The sequence below is a fragment of the Novosphingobium aquae genome (genome assembly GCF_037572715.1).
In the GTDB taxonomy this organism is placed as follows: Bacteria; Pseudomonadota; Alphaproteobacteria; order Sphingomonadales; family Sphingomonadaceae; genus Novosphingobium; species Novosphingobium aquae.
The window spans coordinates 87,282-105,174 of sequence record NZ_JBBHJY010000003.1 but is presented as its reverse complement, the minus strand read 5'-3'; the positions used below and the strand labels follow the sequence as shown (position 1 = coordinate 105,174).

General features: G+C 64.4%; 16 protein-coding genes. 8 read left to right on the top strand and 8 right to left on the bottom strand.

What is annotated here, in order from left to right:
* Window positions 1-18: 18 nt before the first annotated feature.
* From WG900_RS07910 to WG900_RS07900, 3 genes are read right to left on the bottom strand one after another with little or no spacing between them, the layout of a single operon-like run.
* Window positions 19-1,578, bottom strand: a complete 1,560-nt coding sequence (locus tag WG900_RS07910; RefSeq protein WP_339966148.1) for a carboxylesterase/lipase family protein — start codon at window positions 1,576-1,578, stop codon at window positions 19-21.
* An 11-nt stretch (window positions 1,579-1,589) separates the two neighbouring features.
* Window positions 1,590-2,420 carry a nuclear transport factor 2 family protein gene (locus WG900_RS07905; RefSeq protein ID WP_339966147.1) on the bottom strand — a complete coding sequence of 277 codons (831 nt, stop codon included), beginning with the start codon at window positions 2,418-2,420 and terminating at the stop codon, window positions 1,590-1,592.
* The gene (locus tag WG900_RS07900) at window positions 2,417-2,812 is read right to left on the bottom strand and encodes a DoxX family protein (protein ID WP_339966146.1); all 396 of its coding nucleotides are present in this window, start codon (window positions 2,810-2,812) and stop codon (window positions 2,417-2,419) included. The genes WG900_RS07905 and WG900_RS07900 overlap by 4 nt, the downstream gene beginning before the upstream one ends.
* A gap of 238 nt (window positions 2,813-3,050) precedes the next feature.
* On the opposite strand from WG900_RS07900, the gene WG900_RS07895 reads away from it, so the two are divergent.
* The 3 genes from WG900_RS07895 to WG900_RS07885 are packed head-to-tail and all read left to right on the top strand — an operon-like array spanning window position 3,051 to window position 4,903.
* Complete coding sequence (locus tag WG900_RS07895) at window positions 3,051-4,067, top strand: sugar phosphate isomerase/epimerase family protein (protein WP_339966145.1); 1,017 nt, start codon at window positions 3,051-3,053, stop codon at window positions 4,065-4,067.
* Between the two features lie 12 nt (window positions 4,068-4,079).
* On the top strand, window positions 4,080-4,457 hold the full coding sequence (locus WG900_RS07890; protein WP_339966144.1) for a C-glycoside deglycosidase beta subunit domain-containing protein: 378 nt from the start codon (window positions 4,080-4,082) through the stop codon (window positions 4,455-4,457).
* Window positions 4,454-4,903, top strand: a complete 450-nt coding sequence (locus WG900_RS07885; RefSeq protein WP_339966143.1) for a nuclear transport factor 2 family protein — start codon at window positions 4,454-4,456, stop codon at window positions 4,901-4,903. Before WG900_RS07890 ends, WG900_RS07885 begins: the two co-directional genes overlap by 4 nt.
* A 2-nt stretch (window positions 4,904-4,905) precedes the next feature.
* Here WG900_RS07885 and WG900_RS07880 read toward each other — a convergent pair whose 3' ends face one another.
* Window positions 4,906-5,907, bottom strand: a complete 1,002-nt coding sequence (locus WG900_RS07880; protein ID WP_339966142.1) for an aromatic ring-hydroxylating dioxygenase subunit alpha — start codon at window positions 5,905-5,907, stop codon at window positions 4,906-4,908.
* Window positions 5,908-6,010: 103 nt separating this feature from the next.
* Here WG900_RS07880 and WG900_RS07875 point away from each other — a divergent pair, with 103 nt between their 5' ends.
* The 5 genes from WG900_RS07875 (at window position 6,011) to WG900_RS07855 (ending at window position 11,992) form a co-directional block, all read left to right on the top strand.
* Entirely contained in the window at window positions 6,011-7,213 is a 1,203-nt protein-coding gene (locus WG900_RS07875; RefSeq protein ID WP_339966141.1) for an MFS transporter, read from the top strand.
* Window positions 7,214-7,350: 137 nt separating this feature from the next.
* Window positions 7,351-8,025, top strand: coding sequence for a TetR/AcrR family transcriptional regulator (locus tag WG900_RS07870; protein WP_339966139.1), 675 nt, complete (start codon window positions 7,351-7,353; stop codon window positions 8,023-8,025).
* Window positions 8,026-8,104: 79 nt separating this feature from the next.
* A complete protein-coding gene (locus WG900_RS07865; RefSeq protein ID WP_339966138.1) occupies window positions 8,105-9,574 on the top strand; it encodes an MFS transporter in 1,470 nt (489 codons plus the stop codon).
* A 41-nt stretch (window positions 9,575-9,615) separates the two neighbouring features.
* Window positions 9,616-11,505 carry an ABC-F family ATP-binding cassette domain-containing protein gene (locus tag WG900_RS07860; RefSeq protein WP_339966137.1) on the top strand — a complete coding sequence of 630 codons (1,890 nt, stop codon included), beginning with the start codon at window positions 9,616-9,618 and terminating at the stop codon, window positions 11,503-11,505.
* Window positions 11,506-11,515: 10 nt separating this feature from the next.
* Window positions 11,516-11,992, top strand: a complete 477-nt coding sequence (locus WG900_RS07855) for a GreA/GreB family elongation factor (RefSeq protein WP_339966136.1) — start codon at window positions 11,516-11,518, stop codon at window positions 11,990-11,992.
* A gap of 14 nt (window positions 11,993-12,006) precedes the next feature.
* Here the strand turns inward: WG900_RS07855 and WG900_RS07850 are convergent, their stop codons facing one another.
* The 4 genes from WG900_RS07850 to WG900_RS07835 are packed head-to-tail and all read right to left on the bottom strand — an operon-like array spanning window position 12,007 to window position 17,883.
* Window positions 12,007-12,450, bottom strand: coding sequence for a (2Fe-2S)-binding protein (locus WG900_RS07850; RefSeq protein ID WP_339966135.1), 444 nt, complete (start codon window positions 12,448-12,450; stop codon window positions 12,007-12,009).
* The gene (locus tag WG900_RS07845) at window positions 12,447-14,645 is read right to left on the bottom strand and encodes a xanthine dehydrogenase family protein molybdopterin-binding subunit (RefSeq protein WP_339966134.1); all 2,199 of its coding nucleotides are present in this window, start codon (window positions 14,643-14,645) and stop codon (window positions 12,447-12,449) included. Before WG900_RS07845 ends, WG900_RS07850 begins: the two co-directional genes overlap by 4 nt.
* A gap of 3 nt (window positions 14,646-14,648) precedes the next feature.
* The gene (locus tag WG900_RS07840; protein ID WP_339966132.1) at window positions 14,649-16,463 is read right to left on the bottom strand and encodes an SUMF1/EgtB/PvdO family nonheme iron enzyme; all 1,815 of its coding nucleotides are present in this window, start codon (window positions 16,461-16,463) and stop codon (window positions 14,649-14,651) included.
* A gap of 52 nt (window positions 16,464-16,515) precedes the next feature.
* Entirely contained in the window at window positions 16,516-17,883 is a 1,368-nt protein-coding gene (locus WG900_RS07835) for an MFS transporter (RefSeq protein WP_339966131.1), read from the bottom strand.
* Between the last annotated feature and the right edge of the window lie 10 nt (window positions 17,884-17,893).

Below are 17,893 nucleotides of genomic sequence, written 5' to 3'. Positions count from 1 at the left end.
GGAAATTCTCCGTTGGGCCTACATGAGGCCGAGTGAACCGCCCGCCGCAGCATAGGCTCGGAATGCTTCGAAACGTGCGGGGGAAGATACGGCGGGCCGCATTCCCGGCTTGTCGCCGATCACCATGACGCTGGTGCTGGCGAGAGTAACGCGCGGCCAGGCGCCACCCTTGATCGATGGATTGCCGCTGCGCATGAAGGCGAGCAGCCGGTCCTGCCATTGGCGGGAGATGGCGGCATCGGCAGCGGTAAAGGTGCGCTCGCCGTGGCCAAGTTGGCCGAAGACATAGGGCAGCCCGGATGTATGGAACGCCCCCCAGGCCATGCCGCCGCGCGCTGGCGGATAATGATGATCGTAGAGATAGGCATGGACCGGCTGGCCAGAAGCCCGGGTGCGTGCCTGCGACCACAGGATCAACCCCGTCATATAGCGATCGCGGCTGATCAGCAGGTTGGAAGCGGCAACCTCGGCATCTGTTGCGTGCGGGTAGAGCGCCAAAATCCGGTCAGCCGACGGTCCATAGCGGCGCCGGACCGCTTTTTCGAAATCGGAGGACGTTCGAACCGAAAAGTCCGTCATCTCGTCAGCATTGTATCCGCCCAGCATCGGCACGGGCGAAGCCACCTTCGCAGTGCCGTCGTTCGCATCGACCGGAACCGCATAATCATCGCGGTGGGGCTTGAACAGGAACGGCGGGCGTCCGTCAGGCTGCGGCGGAACGTTGAAGGCCTCAGTCAAAAGCTTGTCGGAAGGCACTGCGCGCAACTCGGCCAAGCTTGCGGCGCCAAGTCGGCTGGCAAGGGCGGCTCCGTTGGCCTCGCCCTGCTTTAGCGCGGGCAGACCCATATCCATGGCCGGACCACTGAACGAAATGGCTTTGGCGAATAGCCCTTTCGCGAGCGGCGAGATCATCAAGTGGTTTACCGAGGCTGCGCCCGCACTCTCGCCGGAGATGGTGATGTTCGCCGGATTACCGCCGAAGCGCTCAATATTTTGCCGGAGCCAGCGCAGCGCTTCGATCTGGTCCAGCAGGCCGTAATTGCCCGACGTTTTATGCGTAGATTCGGCATTGAGGCCCGGAAGGGCAAGGAAACCGAATACGCCGACGCGGTAGTTGAGCGTAACCACCACCGCCCTGCGGGGGGCGAGCTTGCTGCCGTTGTAGATCGGCAGGCTCCCAGCGCCGCCCTGAAAGGCTCCGCCGTGGATGAAGACGAGGACCGGCAGGCCCTTTGCCTTGCCCGCCGGCTTCCAGATGTTCAGAGTCAGGCAGTCCTCGCTAAATGGCCCACCAGCGATGAACTCTGCCGTATAGGGCCCGAACGGACCGGGAGACCTTTGATAGCAGTCCGCACCGTACCGTGTCGCATCCCGCTCACCGGTCCAGGCCGTAACCGGCTGCGGATCGCGCCAGCGCCCCTCGCCCACCGGCGGCGCGGCATAAGGCACGCCGAGGAACGCCTCGGACCCGCCCTCAACCTTGCCGCGCAGCGTGCCCGACGCCGTCGAAACCACTGTGTCAGCCATGGCGGGCGAAGCTGCGAGCAAAGCCGCAATCGCCAGTGGGAAAATGCGCATCTTTCTGCCCCTCAGTACGCAAAGGTTTCGCTGAACGTGCGATAGGGAACCGGCGGCTTGAGATCGAGCGACTGGCCCTTGTCGGTGCGATAGGGGTTATGGCGAATCGTAGCCGGGCCATCGGGCCTGGGCATCATCACCGGCTTGCCGTCCTCGCCGAAGTACATCAGGTCATCGGCAAAGGGGCTGTCCTGCGCGGCGGCGGCGAAGGGGATCCAGCCGAGGCCATAGGGCGCACGGGCGACTTCGAAGCAGTGGAAGTGCCAGATTTTCCACTCGCCATCCTGCTTGATGAAATCGACGCCGTACTTGGCATAGACCGTGTGCATCCACACCTTCTTGCCATCGACCGTGACGTTCTTCTCATACATGAAATCGGGCGCGCCCTTGGCGGCTTCCGGTGCGGTCAGCCCACTTTCAAGGCCCGACATCAGCCACATACCCTTGGCCGTCTTGCCGTCGGCAGCAACCTCGATGATCGGGCTGGCGAGGAAGTGATAGATCAGCTTGCCCGGCGGGTTCGGACGCTGGGCATGGTAGGACATGATGTTGTCCCAATTGGTATAGACGCCGTTGTTCGAATACTGGGCACGCACATCGGGCGTGCCCTTCTTCACCCACAAGGGGATGATTTCCGGATCGCGGAAAGCGTTGTGCAGCGTCATGTAGCGGCCGAACAAGTTCTCAACGGCGGCGCGGTCATGCGCGCGGGTATTGTCGAGCGTCAGGACATTGAGCCGCGCCTCAAGCGCTGCGATGCGGGCATCGGCAGGTGCCTTTGCTGCGGCGACCTGCGGCAGAAACGCAAGGGCGGAGGCAAACAGCAGCGTGCGGGTTTTCATGGCATGGCTCCTCTGGCGAAATTCGGACGGGCAAAAATGGCGACGGCGAAAAGCAGCGCGATCAGCACGCCGTTCTGCGGCAAGGCAGCGGTCTCCCCGTGCGTCAGATGGACCAGCGCGGCAACGATCTGATTGGCGATGAGCAGGAGCGCCGACCAGCGCGCGACGGCGCGGCGGCGGGGCACGAAAATGGATAGCAAACCGGCGGCCAGCGCTATCTCGCTCCAGCCGACCACCCGTCCGGCCCATTCGGGCAGGAACACCGTCCACGCGCCATACCGCGCAAGGTCTGCGAGCGAGGCGAAGGCCTTGTTCCAGCCGACAAAGGCGAAGAAGGCGGCGAGCAGCAAACAGAGCGCCGCGATAAGCGCGCGGCACACAGCGGATGGCATTTCGGCGATTCTCTCCCGGCCGTTATCGCAACTAACAGTAATGGGAATTCTAATTCTGTCAATCGGGCAAGACTTGCGGTTTTCCGGCAAAAAATCCCCCTTGACCGGCCAGCACAATTATAAGAATATAGGTTCCAATTAGGGCCATGGCCCGAGGGGAGACGATGCCAGCCGGATGCAACCGGCCCACCGGATTCCCGCTCCCGACAGATGTGTTCCCCAAGTGGAGAGGTGATTCGTGACCAGTCAAATCAAGCGGGGCGTCAGCCTCTATTCCTTCCAGAACGAGACTTTCCAGGGCAAGATGACCCTTGAAGACTGCATCCGCACCTGCGCCGAACTGGGCGCGCGCGGCATCGAGGTTATCGGTGAGCAGAGCTTCTGGGGCTGGCCCGAAGTCGGCGTCGCGCAGGAAGACATCGCCAACTGGCACGCGCTGATCAAGAAGTACGACTGCGTCCCCGTCAGCCACGACTACATGCTCGACTACAAGCGCTACAAGGACCGGCCGATGCCGTTCGACGAGCAGGTCGCCAGCGTGAAGAAGGACATCGATTTCGGCGTGATGCTGGGCACCCCCTTCATCCGCAGCCTTGTTTCGATTGCGCCCGAAGTGCTTGTCGCCGCAGCGCCTTATGCCGAGGAAAAGGGCATCAAGATGCTCACCGAGGTCCACGCCCCGCTGCACTTCGACCACCCGTGGATCATCCGCATGGCCGAAATGTTCCAGAAGTCGGGCTCGCCGGCGCTGGGCTTCCTGCCCGACATGGGCATGTTCCTGAAGCACTACCCGCGCGTCTGGGCTGACAAGTTCATGCGCATGGGCGTGCCTGCGAACATCGCCGACTACATCATCAAGGCCTATGACGACCGCGTCCTGTCGGAATACGTCATCCTCGAAGTGCAGAACATGGGCGGCACCGGCCCGGCGATCGGCATGGCCGAGGCCATGCGCCACAACGCAGCTTTCGAGCCCAAGCGAATGCTCGATTACATGCCGATGATCCACAACATCCACGGCAAGTTCTACGAAATGACGGAGGACTATGTGGAGCCGAGCATCCCTTATGACGAGATCGTCGCGGTGCTCGATCAGGGTGGCTACGATGGCTACATCTGCTCCGAATACGAAGGCAACCGCTGGATCGAGGACGCCGAGGAACCGGATTCGGTCGAACAGGTCCGCCGCCAGCAAGTGATGCTTGCCCGCCTGCTTGGCGAACCCGAAAACCCCGCCCTCAAGGCCGCAGCGTAAGGAATCCGTGCCATGATGGACAAATTGATGATCGTCGAGGACAGCCTCGAAAACGTAGACGGCGGCTTCGCCTTCCTCGGCCGCCTGCCCTATTACCGCGGCCTTGGCCTGTCGATGGTTGAGGACATCCAGGTCACCATCGACGGCGAGAAGATCGCCCGCGAAGACGTGCGCTTCTCGGTGCGCGGCAAGACCTACACGCTCGACGAAATGGAAACCGTCTACGACGACCGCTGGAACTTCGGCGAAAAGGCGAAGATCACGGCGCTCAAAGCCGGCGGTCTGGCACCCGGCCAGCACAAGCTGGAACTCGCGGTACGCAACCGCGTGAGCTACCTACCCTTCGTGCCCACCACGAAGTGCGTGAAAGAGGTCGCTCTGGCTGCGTGAAGCGCGCGCTGAGCCTTCTGCTGCTTGCCCTCGTCCCCGTAATGGCGGCGAGCGGCAAGCCGCATGACAAAGGGCCGCATGACAACCGGGCGATCATCACCGAATTCGCCCGGTTGTTCTACACCGAGCGCGATGTTGCCGGCGCATTCGATAAGTACGTCGAGCCGGACTACATCCAGCATAATCCCGGACTGGCCGATGGCCGCGAGGCGGCCGTCGCCGCGCTGGCGCCGATGTTCGCCGACCGGGTGAAGACCTTCACGATCAAACGCATAGTTGTCGACGGTGATATGGCCGTGATCCACGTTCACGTCCGACCCACACCAGACTCGCGCGGCGCGGCGGTGTTCGACATGTACCGCCTGAAGAACGGCAAGATTGTCGAGCACTGGGACGCGATCCAGCCGATCCCGGCCGAATCCAAAAACCCGCACCCGATGTTCTGATTTCAGGCGGCCGCCTCCGCGCGGCGCATCTGCATCAGCTTGCGCCGTGCGCGGATGGCAGCGGCATCGCTTGGCAGGATGACCGGGCGCGCTTCCCAGAAGTCTTGCCCAGCCATTGCCTCGGCCTGCGCAGCGACCATCGGTTCGTCTTCTTCCAGGAACACCCGCCGCGCCTGCCTTGCCTCTTCCTCACCCGGAGGATGCGTGAAGAAGTAGTGCGTCGACGTCTCCGTCTCGGGCGTCAGGATGTGCGGATTGGCCATCGGCGGGAACATCGGCTCAAGCTGCGTGCACGCGCGTGCGATGCCGATGAACAGCGCCAGACTGGCCGGCGCGTGCCAGCGGATGTGCAGCCACTGATCGACCCGCTCACCCTCGCCCAGCATCGGCGTGGCCCAACCCGGAGGCACGGCATTGGTGATGTCCCAAAGGTTCCAGACGGCGCCGTCCTCATCCTGCTTCACCGTCTGCTTGCCGTGGGTGTGCAGCGAGCCGTTGGTGCCAAAGCTTTCGACATGGAGATATTCGGCGTGGCTCAGGTCGAGGAGATTATCGGCGATCAGCTCGTAATTGACTGCCATGGTGTAGACTGCCCGTTCGCAGGGATTCCCCTCGTCGATAAAGGCGAAATCGGGGATCAACGCGGGGTCGGCGAGCTTTGCTTCACTTGGCCAGAACCATAGGCCGCCGTGCCGTTCCTCCACCTTTGGCGCGGCAAGACATGCAGCCTCGGGCGGTTCACCGCCGAAGGGGTTGTGCACGCATTTGCCGGAAAGATCGAAGCCCAGCCCGTGATAGCCGCAGAACAGCCGGTCGCCTTCGCGCCGCCCCTTGCTGAGCGGCACGAAGCGGTGCGGGCAGCGATCAGCCACCATGGCCGCGCTGCCGTCCGCGCAGCGCATCAGCAGCCATGGCTGGCCGAGCAGGCGCCGGGCGAGCCAGCCCTCCGACGGAACTTCAGTGCTCCATGCGGCAAGGTACCAGGCATTGCGAACGAAGCTCACCAAGCACTCTCCCGATGTTCTATTTGAAATGAAAGTTCTAGTCTGATAGGCGGGCTGAAATCAAGTGCGGAGAAGCCAAATGCTTGCCGCTGGGGAGAGAATGATGAACGCGGTGCGTGCCTTTTTCCATGACCTGACGTTGAAGCCGCAAGGCATGGTTGTCGTCATCGCGGCCTTCCTGCCGATCATCGCCATTGTCGCGATGGGACCGGCAGTTCCGGCAATGATCGCCCACTTTGCCAGCGACCCCGAAGCGCGTGCGCGCATCCCGGCGATGATCGGCGCGCCGGGCCTGACCATGGCCCTCCTCGCTCCCTTCGCCGGGCTGCTGGTCGACAAGTTCGGGCGGCGGCCTCTGCTGCTGGCGGGCACGCTGTCCTACGGCGTGTTCGGCGCGGCACCGCTGCTGCTCGACAGCCTCGACCACATCTATGCCTCGCGCCTGTTGCTGGGCGTGTCGGAAGGCATCATCCTCACTGTCGTCAACACTCTGATCGGCGATTACTGGGACGACAAGGGGCGCAGGAACTGGCTGTTCCTGCAAGGCCTGCTCGGCCCGTTCATCGCCGGGATCGTGGCGCTGATCGTCGGCTATGCCACAACATTGCAGTGGAACGGGGTGTTCTATGTCTATCTCATCGCCTTCCCGATCTGGGTGGCGATGGTGGTGTGGATTTTCGAACCGTCCAAGGCGCAGAGCCATGGCGCTTTGAATGCAGCCGGCACCGCTCCTGCAAAAACACCTTTCCCTTGGGGGCCGACGCTGACGATTGCCGTCGTCACCTTCTTCTTTTCGATGCTGTACTACGTGTTCATCATCAATGGCTCGCTGGTCTTTGCCGAAGTCGGCGTCACGGATTCCCGCGCCTATGCGGCCATCATCTTTGTGCCGCAGCTGTTCATCCTTGCCGGCGCGGTTCTGTTCAGGCTGATCGCGCACCGCAGCTACACGCTGCAGATCGGCGTTGTCCTTACGCTGCTGGGGAGCGGGCTCGCCGGCATGGGCTTGGCGACGACGCCAACGATGATGGCCGCCGCGCTGATTATCCAGCAGACCGCCGCCGGGATGACCGTGCCGACCCTGATCGGCTGGGCGCAGACCAAGTTCGATTTCCAGCACCGCGGCCGCGGCATGGGCATCTGGACGGCGGCGTTTTTCCTCGCCCAGTCACAGTCGCCGCGTCTGGTCCATGCGCTCGATACCTACGCCGGGTCGATGCAGGGGGCATTCCTCACCGCCGGGCTGGTTGGGTTGGCCGGCGCGCTTTGCACCTTTACCCTTTTGACCATGGGCAAGCGGGCTTGAACGCTGCACTTTCCTTGACGCTCGCAGCCGTGCTGGGGAGCAATTGGAGTTGATATTTGAATTCGTAGCAAAACCCGGTGTATCTTTGCTCATGGCTGGCGCATGGACGCGTCTGCAAAGGCTGGTGAGATAAACGCATGTCGACAGGATTGAAGAAGAAGGGCGCTACCCAGACTTTTGCTGTCGCCGATGTCAGCCGCAAGCCGCAGCAGGGCCGCTCCAAGGCTTCGCTCGAACGCATGCTGGTCGCCGCGCGCGAACTGATGCTGGAGCGCGGCAGCGAGGAGTTCACCCTCCAGGAAGTCAGCGAGCGCGGGCAGGTGTCGATCGGATCGATTTATCTGCGCTTTGAAAGCAAGGACAACCTGGTGCGCGGCGTCATTGCCGAAGTACTGGACAGCCTGCGCGCCGAGGAAACCGCGCTGCTCGCCAAGCTGGGCAAGGATTGCCCCGACCTCAACAGCTTCGTCCCCGCCTATGTCGAAGGCTATGCCGAACTGCTGCGCCGCCACGCCCCGCTGCTGCGCATGACCATGGAACGCGCGGCGTTCGATCCGCTGGTCTCCGGCCCCGGCAAGGAAAACGCCCTGCGCGCCGAAGCCGACGCGACCGAAGCTTTCCTCAAGCATTCCGACCAGTTCGGCGGCAGCGACCACCCGGTGAAGGCGCAGTCTGCCTACCATATCATCTTTGCCACCCTCGCCCGCCAGCTCAGTCTGGGTTCGACCGGCGAATCGGCACACGGCTATGACTGGAGCCTGCTCAAGCGTGAGCTCGGCCGCATGTGCCTCGCCTACTTTTACGCCGATTGACATTCGCCCGACCTCAATTAGAAATCATCATTCTAATTGAGGCGCCAAGGCAGCGCCCGTTCTACCGGGAGAGGCTGACATGGCCCAAGGAGCACCTCCACTCGCGCGCCTGACTTGGCCGGAACGATTGGCATGGATGGTCTGCGCCATGCCCGAACTGCTCAAATCGTTCGCCTGGGATGCCTTCGTCCTGTTCTTCTACGCGCAGGTCGTCGGCCTCAACGGCTGGCTGATCGGCTTGGCCATCAGCGTCATCGTGGTCTTCGATACGCTGGTAGATCCGTGGATCGGCGCACTGTCTGACCGGTTGACGGGAACCCGACTTGGCCGCCGCCACAGCCTTATGTTCGCCGCCATCCTGCCGTTCACCGTGGGCATCGCCATGGTCTTCGCCCCGCCCGCCGCAATGAGCCAGATGCAGATCCTCTCCTGGCTGCTCGGCTGGGGACTGCTGGCGCGCATCGGCATCTCGTTCTGGACGGTGCCGGCCTATGCCTTGGGCGGCGAACTTACCTCGAGCGAGAAGGAGCGCCGCCTGGTCGCCGTGCTGCGGAACCTTGGCAATCAGGCGATCATTCTCAGCGTGCCTGCCGTTGCCTTTGGCGTGTTCTTTGCCCACCGGCCTGGTTTTTCACGGCCGCAGCTTGATCCCGCACCCTACCCGTCATTCGGCCTGTTCGTCGCCGGACTTGGCGGGCTGCTGATGCTGATCGGCGCGCTGGGCACCTATCGCCGCGCGCGCATGATCGAGGCGGCGGAGCGCCCTTCGCCCGAAGCGAGTGATGCCGGCGCCGGGCCGCTCGCAGTCCTGCGTGCATTGGTCCAGTCGATCCGCATCACGCCAAATGTCGGCAAGCTGCTGGCGGTCGCTTTCCTCGTTCTGTTCGTCAATTCGGTGATCAACCAGTTGTCGCTGCACCTTGCGACCTACTTCTGGCAACTCGACCAGACCTGGACGCCCCGGCTGCTGATGGCGGCGACATTCGGCTCGATTCTCGCCATGCTGATGGCACCGCTGTTTCTCAAGCTGTTCAGCAGCCGGCGGGCCATGGTCATCGGCCTTTCCGCCTTCTTCACTTGTCAGGCGCTCGCCGTCCTCCTGCCGCTTGGCGGGTTCGCCCCGGCAGCCGGCACCGCCGCCATTGGCGTGCTGATCGCAGCGCTGCGTTTCCTTGGCGGGCTGGCTTACGGGCTCTATGTGGTGCCGTTCAACATCGTCACTTACGAGATTGGCGATGAACACGAATACAACACCGGCCGCCCGGCGCAGGGCACGGTTGCGGCGATGATGTTCGTCGGGCTGCAACTGGGCAGCGGCGCGGTGGCCCTGCTCGCCGGATCGTTCCTTGGCCTGATTGCCTTCCCGGTCGGCCTGTCGGTGGAGTCCATGCCGCAAGCCAAGGTCGAGGCTCTGGCCTGGTTCATCCTCGCGCTGATCGTCGTGGCTGGCGGCGCGATGGCCTGGCTGGTCAGCACTTTCCGCACCGACGCGGCCAAGATCGCCGCCATCCGCAGTCGGCGCGAAGGCAATTCACGCTCAGAAAGCTGATCGCGCTTTTGCTCGCCGCGCAGCGGTGCTAGGCGCGCGCCATGCTTAACCTGACCGGAATCACGGTTCGCCTTGGCGGGCGAACGATCATCGACGATGCGACCGCCAAGTTGCCGCCGAACGGCCGCATTGGCCTGATCGGCCGCAACGGCGCTGGCAAGTCCACGCTGGTGCGGGTGATCGCCGGCATGCTTGAGGCGGACGCCGGCGATGTCACCATGCCGCGCGGCAGCCGGCTGGGCTATATCGCGCAGGAAGCCCCCGGAGGTGATTCCACGCCGTTCGAGACCGTCCTCGCCGCCGACACCGAGCGCGCCGAACTGATGCTGAAGAGCGAAGACTGCAGCGATCCGCAAGCGCTCGCCGAAGTCCATGACCGTCTGATTGCCATCGACGCGCACTCCGCGCCGTCACGCGCAGCCCGGATTCTCGTCGGGCTTGGCTTTGACGAAGCGGCCCAGCACCAGCCGCTCGAAAGCTTTTCCGGCGGCTGGCGGATGCGCGTGGCGCTGGCCGCGCTGCTATTCTCGCAGCCTGACCTGCTGCTGCTCGACGAACCGTCGAACCACCTCGACCTTGAAGCCGTGCTGTGGCTTGAGGATTTCCTGCGATCCTATCCGGCCACGATCCTTCTGGTCAGCCACGAACGCGATTTCCTCAACAACGTCGTCGATCACATCCTGCATCTGTCGGGCGGCAAGCTGACGCTCTACCCCGGCGGCTACAACGCGTTCGAGCGCCAGCGTGCCGAACGGCAGGCGCAGATCGCCTCGGCCCGTGCCAAGCAGCAGGCGCAGCGCGATCACCTGCAGGAATACATCGCGAAGAACTCCGCACGCGCGTCTACCGCGAAGCAGGCCCAGTCACGCCAGAAGGCGCTGGCCAAGTTGCAGCCGATTGCCGAACTCATCGACGATCCCTCGCTCAGCTTCGATTTCCCGCCTCCCGACGAATTGCGCCCGCCGCTGATCACGCTCGACCTCGCCGCTGTCGGCTACAGCGAGACGCCGGTGCTGCAGCGGCTGAACCTCCGCATCGATCCTGATGACCGCATCGCCCTGCTGGGCCGCAACGGCAACGGCAAGACCACGCTGGCCCGCCTGCTAGCCGCTCAGCTGACACCGATGGAAGGCAAGATGGCCGCCAGCGGCAAGATGCGGGTCGGTTATTTCACCCAGTATCAGGTTGAAGAGCTGGACCGCTCGGAAACCCCGCTCCAGCACATGACGGTTGCGATGCCCGGCACCAGTCCGGGCGCGGTGCGCGCGCAGCTTGGCCGGTTTGGCTTTGCTGGGCCCAAGGCGATGACCGAAGTCGGCAAGCTGTCCGGCGGCGAACGCGCCCGACTCGCGCTGGCGCTGATCACCCGCGACGCACCGCACATGTTGATCCTCGACGAACCGACCAACCACCTTGACGTCGATGCTCGCGAGGCGCTGATTCAGGCGCTCAACGACTACACCGGCGCCGTGGTGATCGTCAGTCATGACCGGCACATGCTGGAAATGACCGCCGACCGGCTGGTGCTGGTCGATCAAGGCACGGCGCATGATTTCGACGGTTCGATCGACGATTACATCGCCTTCGTCCTCGCCAAGGACCCGGCCTCTGCCCGCAAGGGCGGCGAGAACGGCGGCGAAAGTCGCGGGATCAACAAGAAGGAACAGCGCAAGGCCGCCGCAGCGGCGCGTGAAAAGGGACAAGAAATTCGCAAGCGCGCGAAAAGCGCCGAGGCGGAGCTGGCAAAGCTTACCCAGCAACTGAAGGCCGTCGATCAGGCCATGTTCGACCCCAAGAGCGCCGAGGCAGCGTTTGCCAAGCTCACCATGTCCGAACTGATGAAGCGCCGCGCCGAGATCGAAACTGCCATTGAAGCAGCCGAGGCGGCATGGCTCGAAGCCAGCGAAGCGCTCGAAATGTTCGCCGCGTGAGCACCTTCCGATGAGCGTAGCCTTCCGGCGCGAGGGGGACGAGGAGCACCTCGAGCCCAAGTTCGAAATCCCGATTCCGCCGGGACCGAACCTTGTCACGCCTCGCGGGTTGGCCTTGATCGGCGAACGTGTGGCAGCGGTCGAGGCGCAGGTTGCCGAACTGGCCGACCGCGCGGATGACGACCCGCAGTTGAAGTCCGCCAAGCGCGACCTGCGCTATTGGCAGACCCGCCAGATCACCGCAGAACTCGTCCCGGTGCCCTCGGGTGAAACTGTGGAGATTGGCACCCGCGTCACCTTTCGCATGAACGGCAAGGAGCGAACCCTCGGCATCGTCGGCGATGACGAGGCCGATCCCGCCAGCGGCCTGATCTCCTACTCCGCCCCCCTCGCCCGCGCTCTGATGGGCGCGGAAGCGGGTGAACTGCTCGATTTCTCGGGCAAGGACGGCGCGATCGAGGTTCTGGCTATCGCGCCCATCGCCTGAACCGGCGAAATAACCTAACCCGCAGCCTTGGCAATGGCGGCAACAATCCGCGGATAGGTCCCGCAGCGACAGATATTGGTGATCGCCGCGCGGATTTCGGTAACCGATGGCTTGGGATTGTTCTTGAGCAAAGCCGTGACCGCCATGACCATCCCCGACTGACAATAGCCGCACTGGGGCACCTGCTCGGCGATCCACGCCACCTGCACCCGGTTGAGGCCGCCGACGCCAAGGTCTTCGATCGTCGTCACCTTGCGCGCGCCGACGTCGCTCAGCGGCACCTGGCACGAGCGGACGGCCTCGCCATCGATATGCACGGTGCAGGCGCCGCAAAGCCCGACGCCGCAGCCGAACTTGGTTCCCGGCAGGCCAAGGTCTTCACGCAGCACCCATAGCAGCGGGGTATCGGTATCGGCTGTCACCTTGCGGGATTTGCCGTTGACGGTCAGCTCGGTCATGCCCGCGCCTCCTTGATGTCCAGACTGTTGGCGATCGGCAGCCGGCGGATGCGCGGCCCTCCGGCATCGGCGATGGCATTAACGAGCGCGGGGGCAATGGGAGGAACGCCGGATTCGCCAACGCTGCCGGGCCGCTCGGACCCTTGAAGCAGGGCCACGTCGATGCGCGGCACGTCGGCCAGCATGGCCATGCGATAGTCGGAGAAATTGGCGCTGCTCACCGCGCCATCGGCAAAGTGCACTTCGCCCCACAGCGCTGCCTGCAGCCCGAAAACGATCCCGCCTGACATCTGCGCCTCCACACTTGGCGGATCGATGGCAAGGCCGCAGTCAAAGGCGCAAGTGATGCGGTCAATGGTCAGCGCCTTGCCCGAAAGCGAAACTTCGGCAACCTGCGCGCACCAGGCATTGTCGGCATAGGACAGCGCCACCCCGCGCCCCTTACCTTTCGCGCGCTTTCCGGTCCAACCCGACATTTCCGCCACCTTGTCGAGCACGGCGAGCGCCCGCGGGTGCTTGGCGAGCATGGCCCGGCGATAGGCCAAGGGGTCGGCCTTCACGGCACGCGCAACCTCGTCAATCATCGATTCCGCAAAAAAGGCGTTCTGCGACAGGGTCACGCTGCGCCAGAAGCCGACCGGGATGGACAGGTCGGCCGGGTGATATTCGATCAGCTTGTTGGGGAAGTCATAGGCCGCATAGATCAGCATGGCGGCGGCGGAAGGATCACCCATTCCGGGCGGCCCCTTGCGCTTGTGGAAGCGGTTGATCGACTGGCCGGCGATGCGCGATGACATCGCCAGCAGCTTGCCATCCGTGCCGATCCCCGCCTTGTAACGGGCGACGAAAGCGGGGCGGAATTCGTCCTGCGCGAAGTCTTGTTCGCGGGTCCAGATCGTCTTCACTATCTGCCCCGGCGCGGCAAGCGCGGCCTGCACGGCAACCTCGACGAAATCCGTCGACCATTTGCGCCCGAACCCGCCACCGATGAAGGTCACCTCAACGCGGACCTTGTCGACCGGCAGGCCGGCGATGGCTGCGGCGAGATCGCGCGAGGCTTCAGGTGCCTGCAAGGGCCCGCGCACCAGCAGTTCGCCATCCTTGAACCGTGCAGAGCAGCAGAGCGGTTCCAGCGCCGCATGGGCAAGATAGGGCACGGCATATTCCGCCTCCAGCCGGCGCGGCGCGGCCGTCAGGGCAGCGGCTACCGCAGCCGGATCGCTGGGGGGGCCCCTGACTGGAAAGGACAGGACATCGATATTGGGGAACGGTTCGGCGGGAACCGCGTCGAAAGCCTTGGCGATGGTTGCCGCGACCATTGCGTCGTCGAGGCCGGCAATCGGCGATGCGCTGGCCGTGACTGTGAGCTTTGCGGCGGCCTTTTGCGCGCGCCAGTAACCGTCGGCGATCACGGCATAGCCGCCGTTGACCCGGGACACGGTTTTCACCCCCGGCATGGCCCTCGCCTCGTCGATTCCCGACGCCGTCACCTCGGCATGGCGGTGCGGCGCGAGGGCGAGCGCGGCGACCAGCATTCCCTCCTCGTGCACGTCGATGCCATATTCGGCAGCGCCGGTGACCTTGACGGCAAGGTCCTTGCGCGGCTTTTTCGCGCCGATCAGGGCGAAAGCGCTGGCCGGCTTCAGCGGCGGATCAGCGCGCAGCGGCAGGGCAGCGGCGGCCTCGGCAAGTTCGCCGTAACCCAGCGCTCGGCCGGACGCGGCGTGGCGCACTTGTCCCTTGGCCGTGGTCAGGTCCGCCGACGGAACGCCCAGCCTGTCCGCGCCAGCCTCGACCAATGAGGCGCGCGCTGCGGCTCCCAGCTTGCGGAGCGAAGGGAAATAGCCGGTGACGGTCATCGAATTGGCGGTCAATTGCCGCTTCGCCGCCGGATTGATGAATGCGCGGTCCGCCCATGGCTGGCGGATCGTCACCTTTTCCCAGTCGCAATCCAGCTCTTCCGCGATGATGCGGGCCAGCGCCTCCTGCGTGCCCTGCCCCATTTCAGAGGCAGGGCAGACGATCATCACCGACCCGTCGGCGCCGATGCCGAGGATCGCGCCGAACTGGCCCTTGCCCGATTGCGCGACTCCCGGTTGCGCGCGCGCCGGTCCGATGCCCAAGACCAGCGCGCCGGCGCCCAGTCCCAGCACTTGCAGCAGCCCGCGCCGGTCAATCCTCGAGAGGTCATCCATCACTTACCGGCCCTTCGCATCAAGATCGCGCGCCACGCGCATGCCGAAAATCCAGCTCACCTGATCCTCCGGATCGCGACCGCGCCAGGCCGGGCGGTTGCGGAACGGCACGGTCATCCAGCTGCCGCCGCGCACCGCCCGGCGCGCGCATTCGCCCTTCACCTGATAGGCGCTGCCATCGGTGGGCACGTCAGGCGCATAGGGCGCGGCGTAGCAATCCTCGGTCCATTCCCAGACATTGCCGGTCATGTCGTAAAGCCCGAAGGCGTTGGGCTTGTAGCTGCCCACCGGCGCGGCACCCGCTTGTGCATCGTCGCAGCGGGCGTGAGCAGGCTCGCCCGCTTTCTCCTGAAAGGCGGGCAGCATGCCCGATGCGATCGCGCGCCTGTCCAGCGTGTTGGCCCAGCCGCAACCGGCGGCAGGGTCCTTGCCCCAGGCGTAGTCCTCTGGCGATCCGGCGCGAGCGGCATATTCCCACTCGGCCTCGGTGGGCAGGCGATAGGGTTTGCCGGACTTCTTCGCCAGCCATCCAACATAGGCCTTGGCATCGCGCCACGAGACGCAGACCACGGGAATCTGCGGCGCGCCATCACCTGCACCAATGCCGGGCTTGCGAAAATCGGCGTCGGCACCTTCGCTCACGGAATTCGACTTGCGATCCCACGAACGGCAGCTCTTGGTCGGTACGCGGCCGGTATCGGCGATGAAACGCTCGTATTGCGCGTTGGTCACTTCGAAGCGGCCGAGCGCGAAGGGCTTGGCGATAGCGACATCGTGCGGCGGGCCTTCGGGCCGGCCCTCTTCGCCGCCGTCTGCGCCCATGCGGAACTTGCCGGGGGCGATGACGACCATCTCGGGGCAATCGAGCTTGCAGTCGGTGAAGGTCTTCGCCGCAGCAGGGGCTTTCAGGAAGCCGCGAGCCTCGATCCACCAGTAGAATTCGTCGATCCAGTAATCGCTGGTCAGTCCCTGCTTCTTCAGGACAAAGCCGTGACCGCCCTTTTCGTAAATGTGAGCTTCCGGCCGGTAGCCTGCCACGTAGAGGGCCTCGTAATAGTCCCGAAAGCCGTTCCCGACGGCGGTGTCATCCTGCGCGACGACCATGAAATGCGGTGGCAACGCACCCGGTGCCGGCGTCGCTGCGGGGCGAAGCCATGGCTCCTTGGGCGTGCCCGGAGGCCACGGCAGATTGGCCGGCGGCAATGGCGGCGGCGGGGTAAGGAAGGGCATGCCATAGATCAGCCCGACCAGATTGGGCCGCTCTGGTTCGGAAGCGAGCGCCATCATCCCGGCGACATGGCCGCCGGCCGAAAATCCGACAACGCCGATGCGCTGCGGATCGATCCCGTATTGCCCGGCGCGGGCGCGGATCAGGCGCAACGCCTGAATGCCATCCTCGGCAGCGCGCGTACCGCGATCCTCGCTGCGCATTGTGGCGTTGAGCCGGTCGCGCTGGGCCTCCGGGGTTTCGCCCGGCAGGCGAGTGACGAGCCGGTACTTGAGGACAAACGCCGCGACACCGCGTTCGACGAACCATTCGGCCACCTTCTGGCTCTTGGCCATGGAAAGCAGGCGGAACCCGCCGCCCGGCGCGATGATCATGGCGGCGCCGTTGCCCTTGCCCTTGGGCGGCAGGAAGGCCTGATAGCTGGGTGTCGTGACGTTCCACACGTCCACTGCGTTCGACTCTTCCTTGACCGGCTCGGCCCCGCCCGGAACCCCATTCGGCCAGACCAGCTCGGCAGGCAGGACTCGCGGCTTGGCCATGGCCGGCAGGGCCACCAACGCAAGCGCCGCAGCGAACAGACGCACAATCATGCTGTTACCTCTCCCGGCGCAAAGGCCGTCAGTTCATTCATGGGGAGCCCGATCATGCGTCCTCCAGCGAGGCAGGATCGAGATCGTATGTCGTGATGGAAAATATCGCGCAGAGCAGCGCGAGCGCGGGCACGACAGACACGCAGAGGCGTACGGCCAGCACGGCGGACTCGCTTTGTGCTGCCGCCGCGCCGCTGCTCGAAGCGACATAGCCCATGGCCGCGAGGAACCAGCCCATTGCCGCCAGCGCAATCGCGGCGGAGAGCTTGTCGAACAGGGTGGTGAAACCGGCGAATGCCCCTTCCCGGCGTTCCCCGCTCTGGATGAAATCATGGCGCACCGCGTCGGACAGCAGCGAATAAGCGCAGAGGATCATACCCGCCGCCGCCGTGCCGATCACAGCGGCTCGAAGGCCCAGCAGGATTTGCGATTCGCCTTCGTGCGCGGAAAGCCACAGCAGGTGCATCGCGCCATAGATCGCCATGGCAGACATGTAGCAGGCCTTCTTGCCGATCGTTCGCGACAGCCAGACCCAGGCCGGAGTTGTGACAAGGTTGGCAATCGTGGCGACAAGGAAATAGCTTCCCAGCCAGCCATCACCCGCCTTCAGTACATAGCGGCTGAAATAGGCCATCCCCGCCGATCCTGCCGCCGTCCCGAACAGCAGGAAGATATGCGCGAAGGCGAGCAGCCGGAATGGACGGTTGGCCCAAGCCAGACGCGCCTGCCGCGCAAGGCTGTAACGTTCCTTTGCGGCCTCCCCGGAAGAGGTGCGCGGGGCATCGCGCAGCAGCCAGACGGCGGCGAGCGTGGCTGCCAGCACAATGGCGCCAATCACGAGCGCCATGACGAAATGGCCGCTGCGAGTCGCCCCCGTGCTCGCCAGCAGCCAACCGGGCAGCGTGGTTCCGAGCATGGTCCCCGCAGAGTTGCCATAGACCCGCCACGCCATCAGCCGCGTGCGTTCGTGATGGTCCGCCGATGCCTCGACAACCATGGCAAAGCCAGGGATCGTCAGCAGCGTGAAACCGGTAGCGTGGATCGCGAGGGCCAGCGCGACGAACAGTTCCGCCAGCAGCAGCGATTCGAAAGATGGCGTGCCGAACAGCAGCGCCAGCCCAAGCGGCATCGCCAGCCCGCCAGCGAACAGAAACGGCAGTCGCCGCCCCCAATTGCTGCGGAACCGGTCGCTCCAAGCACCTACTGCGGGATCGAGCAGACCGTCGTAGATCTTCACCGCTGCAAAGATCGTGCCCGCGACCCCGGCGGAAATGGCCAGACTGTCGGTCAGGAACCGCAGGCCCAGCATGGTCACCACGTTCATCCCCGCAGCATGGGCCAGCGGCACCAGCAGCGAGCCGATGCGAATCCGCCAGGCGCGCGAATCAGGCGGGGAATGCGGGGTGGCGACAAGCTCCATCCCGGAAGTC

Coding starts and splice junctions, on each gene's coding strand:
- WG900_RS07910 (WP_339966148.1), bottom strand. CDS start 1,578: ATGCGCATTTTCCCACTGGCGATTGCGGCTTTGCTCGCAGCTTCGCCC.
- WG900_RS07905 (WP_339966147.1), bottom strand. CDS start 2,420: ATGAAAACCCGCACGCTGCTGTTTGCCTCCGCCCTTGCGTTTCTGCCG.
- WG900_RS07900 (WP_339966146.1), bottom strand. CDS start 2,812: ATGCCATCCGCTGTGTGCCGCGCGCTTATCGCGGCGCTCTGTTTGCTG.
- WG900_RS07890 (WP_339966144.1), top strand. CDS start 4,080: ATGATGGACAAATTGATGATCGTCGAGGACAGCCTCGAAAACGTAGAC.
- WG900_RS07875 (WP_339966141.1), top strand. CDS start 6,011: ATGAACGCGGTGCGTGCCTTTTTCCATGACCTGACGTTGAAGCCGCAA.
- WG900_RS07870 (WP_339966139.1), top strand. CDS start 7,351: ATGTCGACAGGATTGAAGAAGAAGGGCGCTACCCAGACTTTTGCTGTC.
- WG900_RS07865 (WP_339966138.1), top strand. CDS start 8,105: ATGGCCCAAGGAGCACCTCCACTCGCGCGCCTGACTTGGCCGGAACGA.
- WG900_RS07860 (WP_339966137.1), top strand. CDS start 9,616: ATGCTTAACCTGACCGGAATCACGGTTCGCCTTGGCGGGCGAACGATC.
- WG900_RS07855 (WP_339966136.1), top strand. CDS start 11,516: ATGAGCGTAGCCTTCCGGCGCGAGGGGGACGAGGAGCACCTCGAGCCC.
- WG900_RS07850 (WP_339966135.1), bottom strand. CDS start 12,450: ATGACCGAGCTGACCGTCAACGGCAAATCCCGCAAGGTGACAGCCGAT.
- WG900_RS07845 (WP_339966134.1), bottom strand. CDS start 14,645: ATGGATGACCTCTCGAGGATTGACCGGCGCGGGCTGCTGCAAGTGCTG.
- WG900_RS07840 (WP_339966132.1), bottom strand. CDS start 16,463: ATGATTGTGCGTCTGTTCGCTGCGGCGCTTGCGTTGGTGGCCCTGCCG.
- WG900_RS07835 (WP_339966131.1), bottom strand. CDS start 17,883: ATGGAGCTTGTCGCCACCCCGCATTCCCCGCCTGATTCGCGCGCCTGG.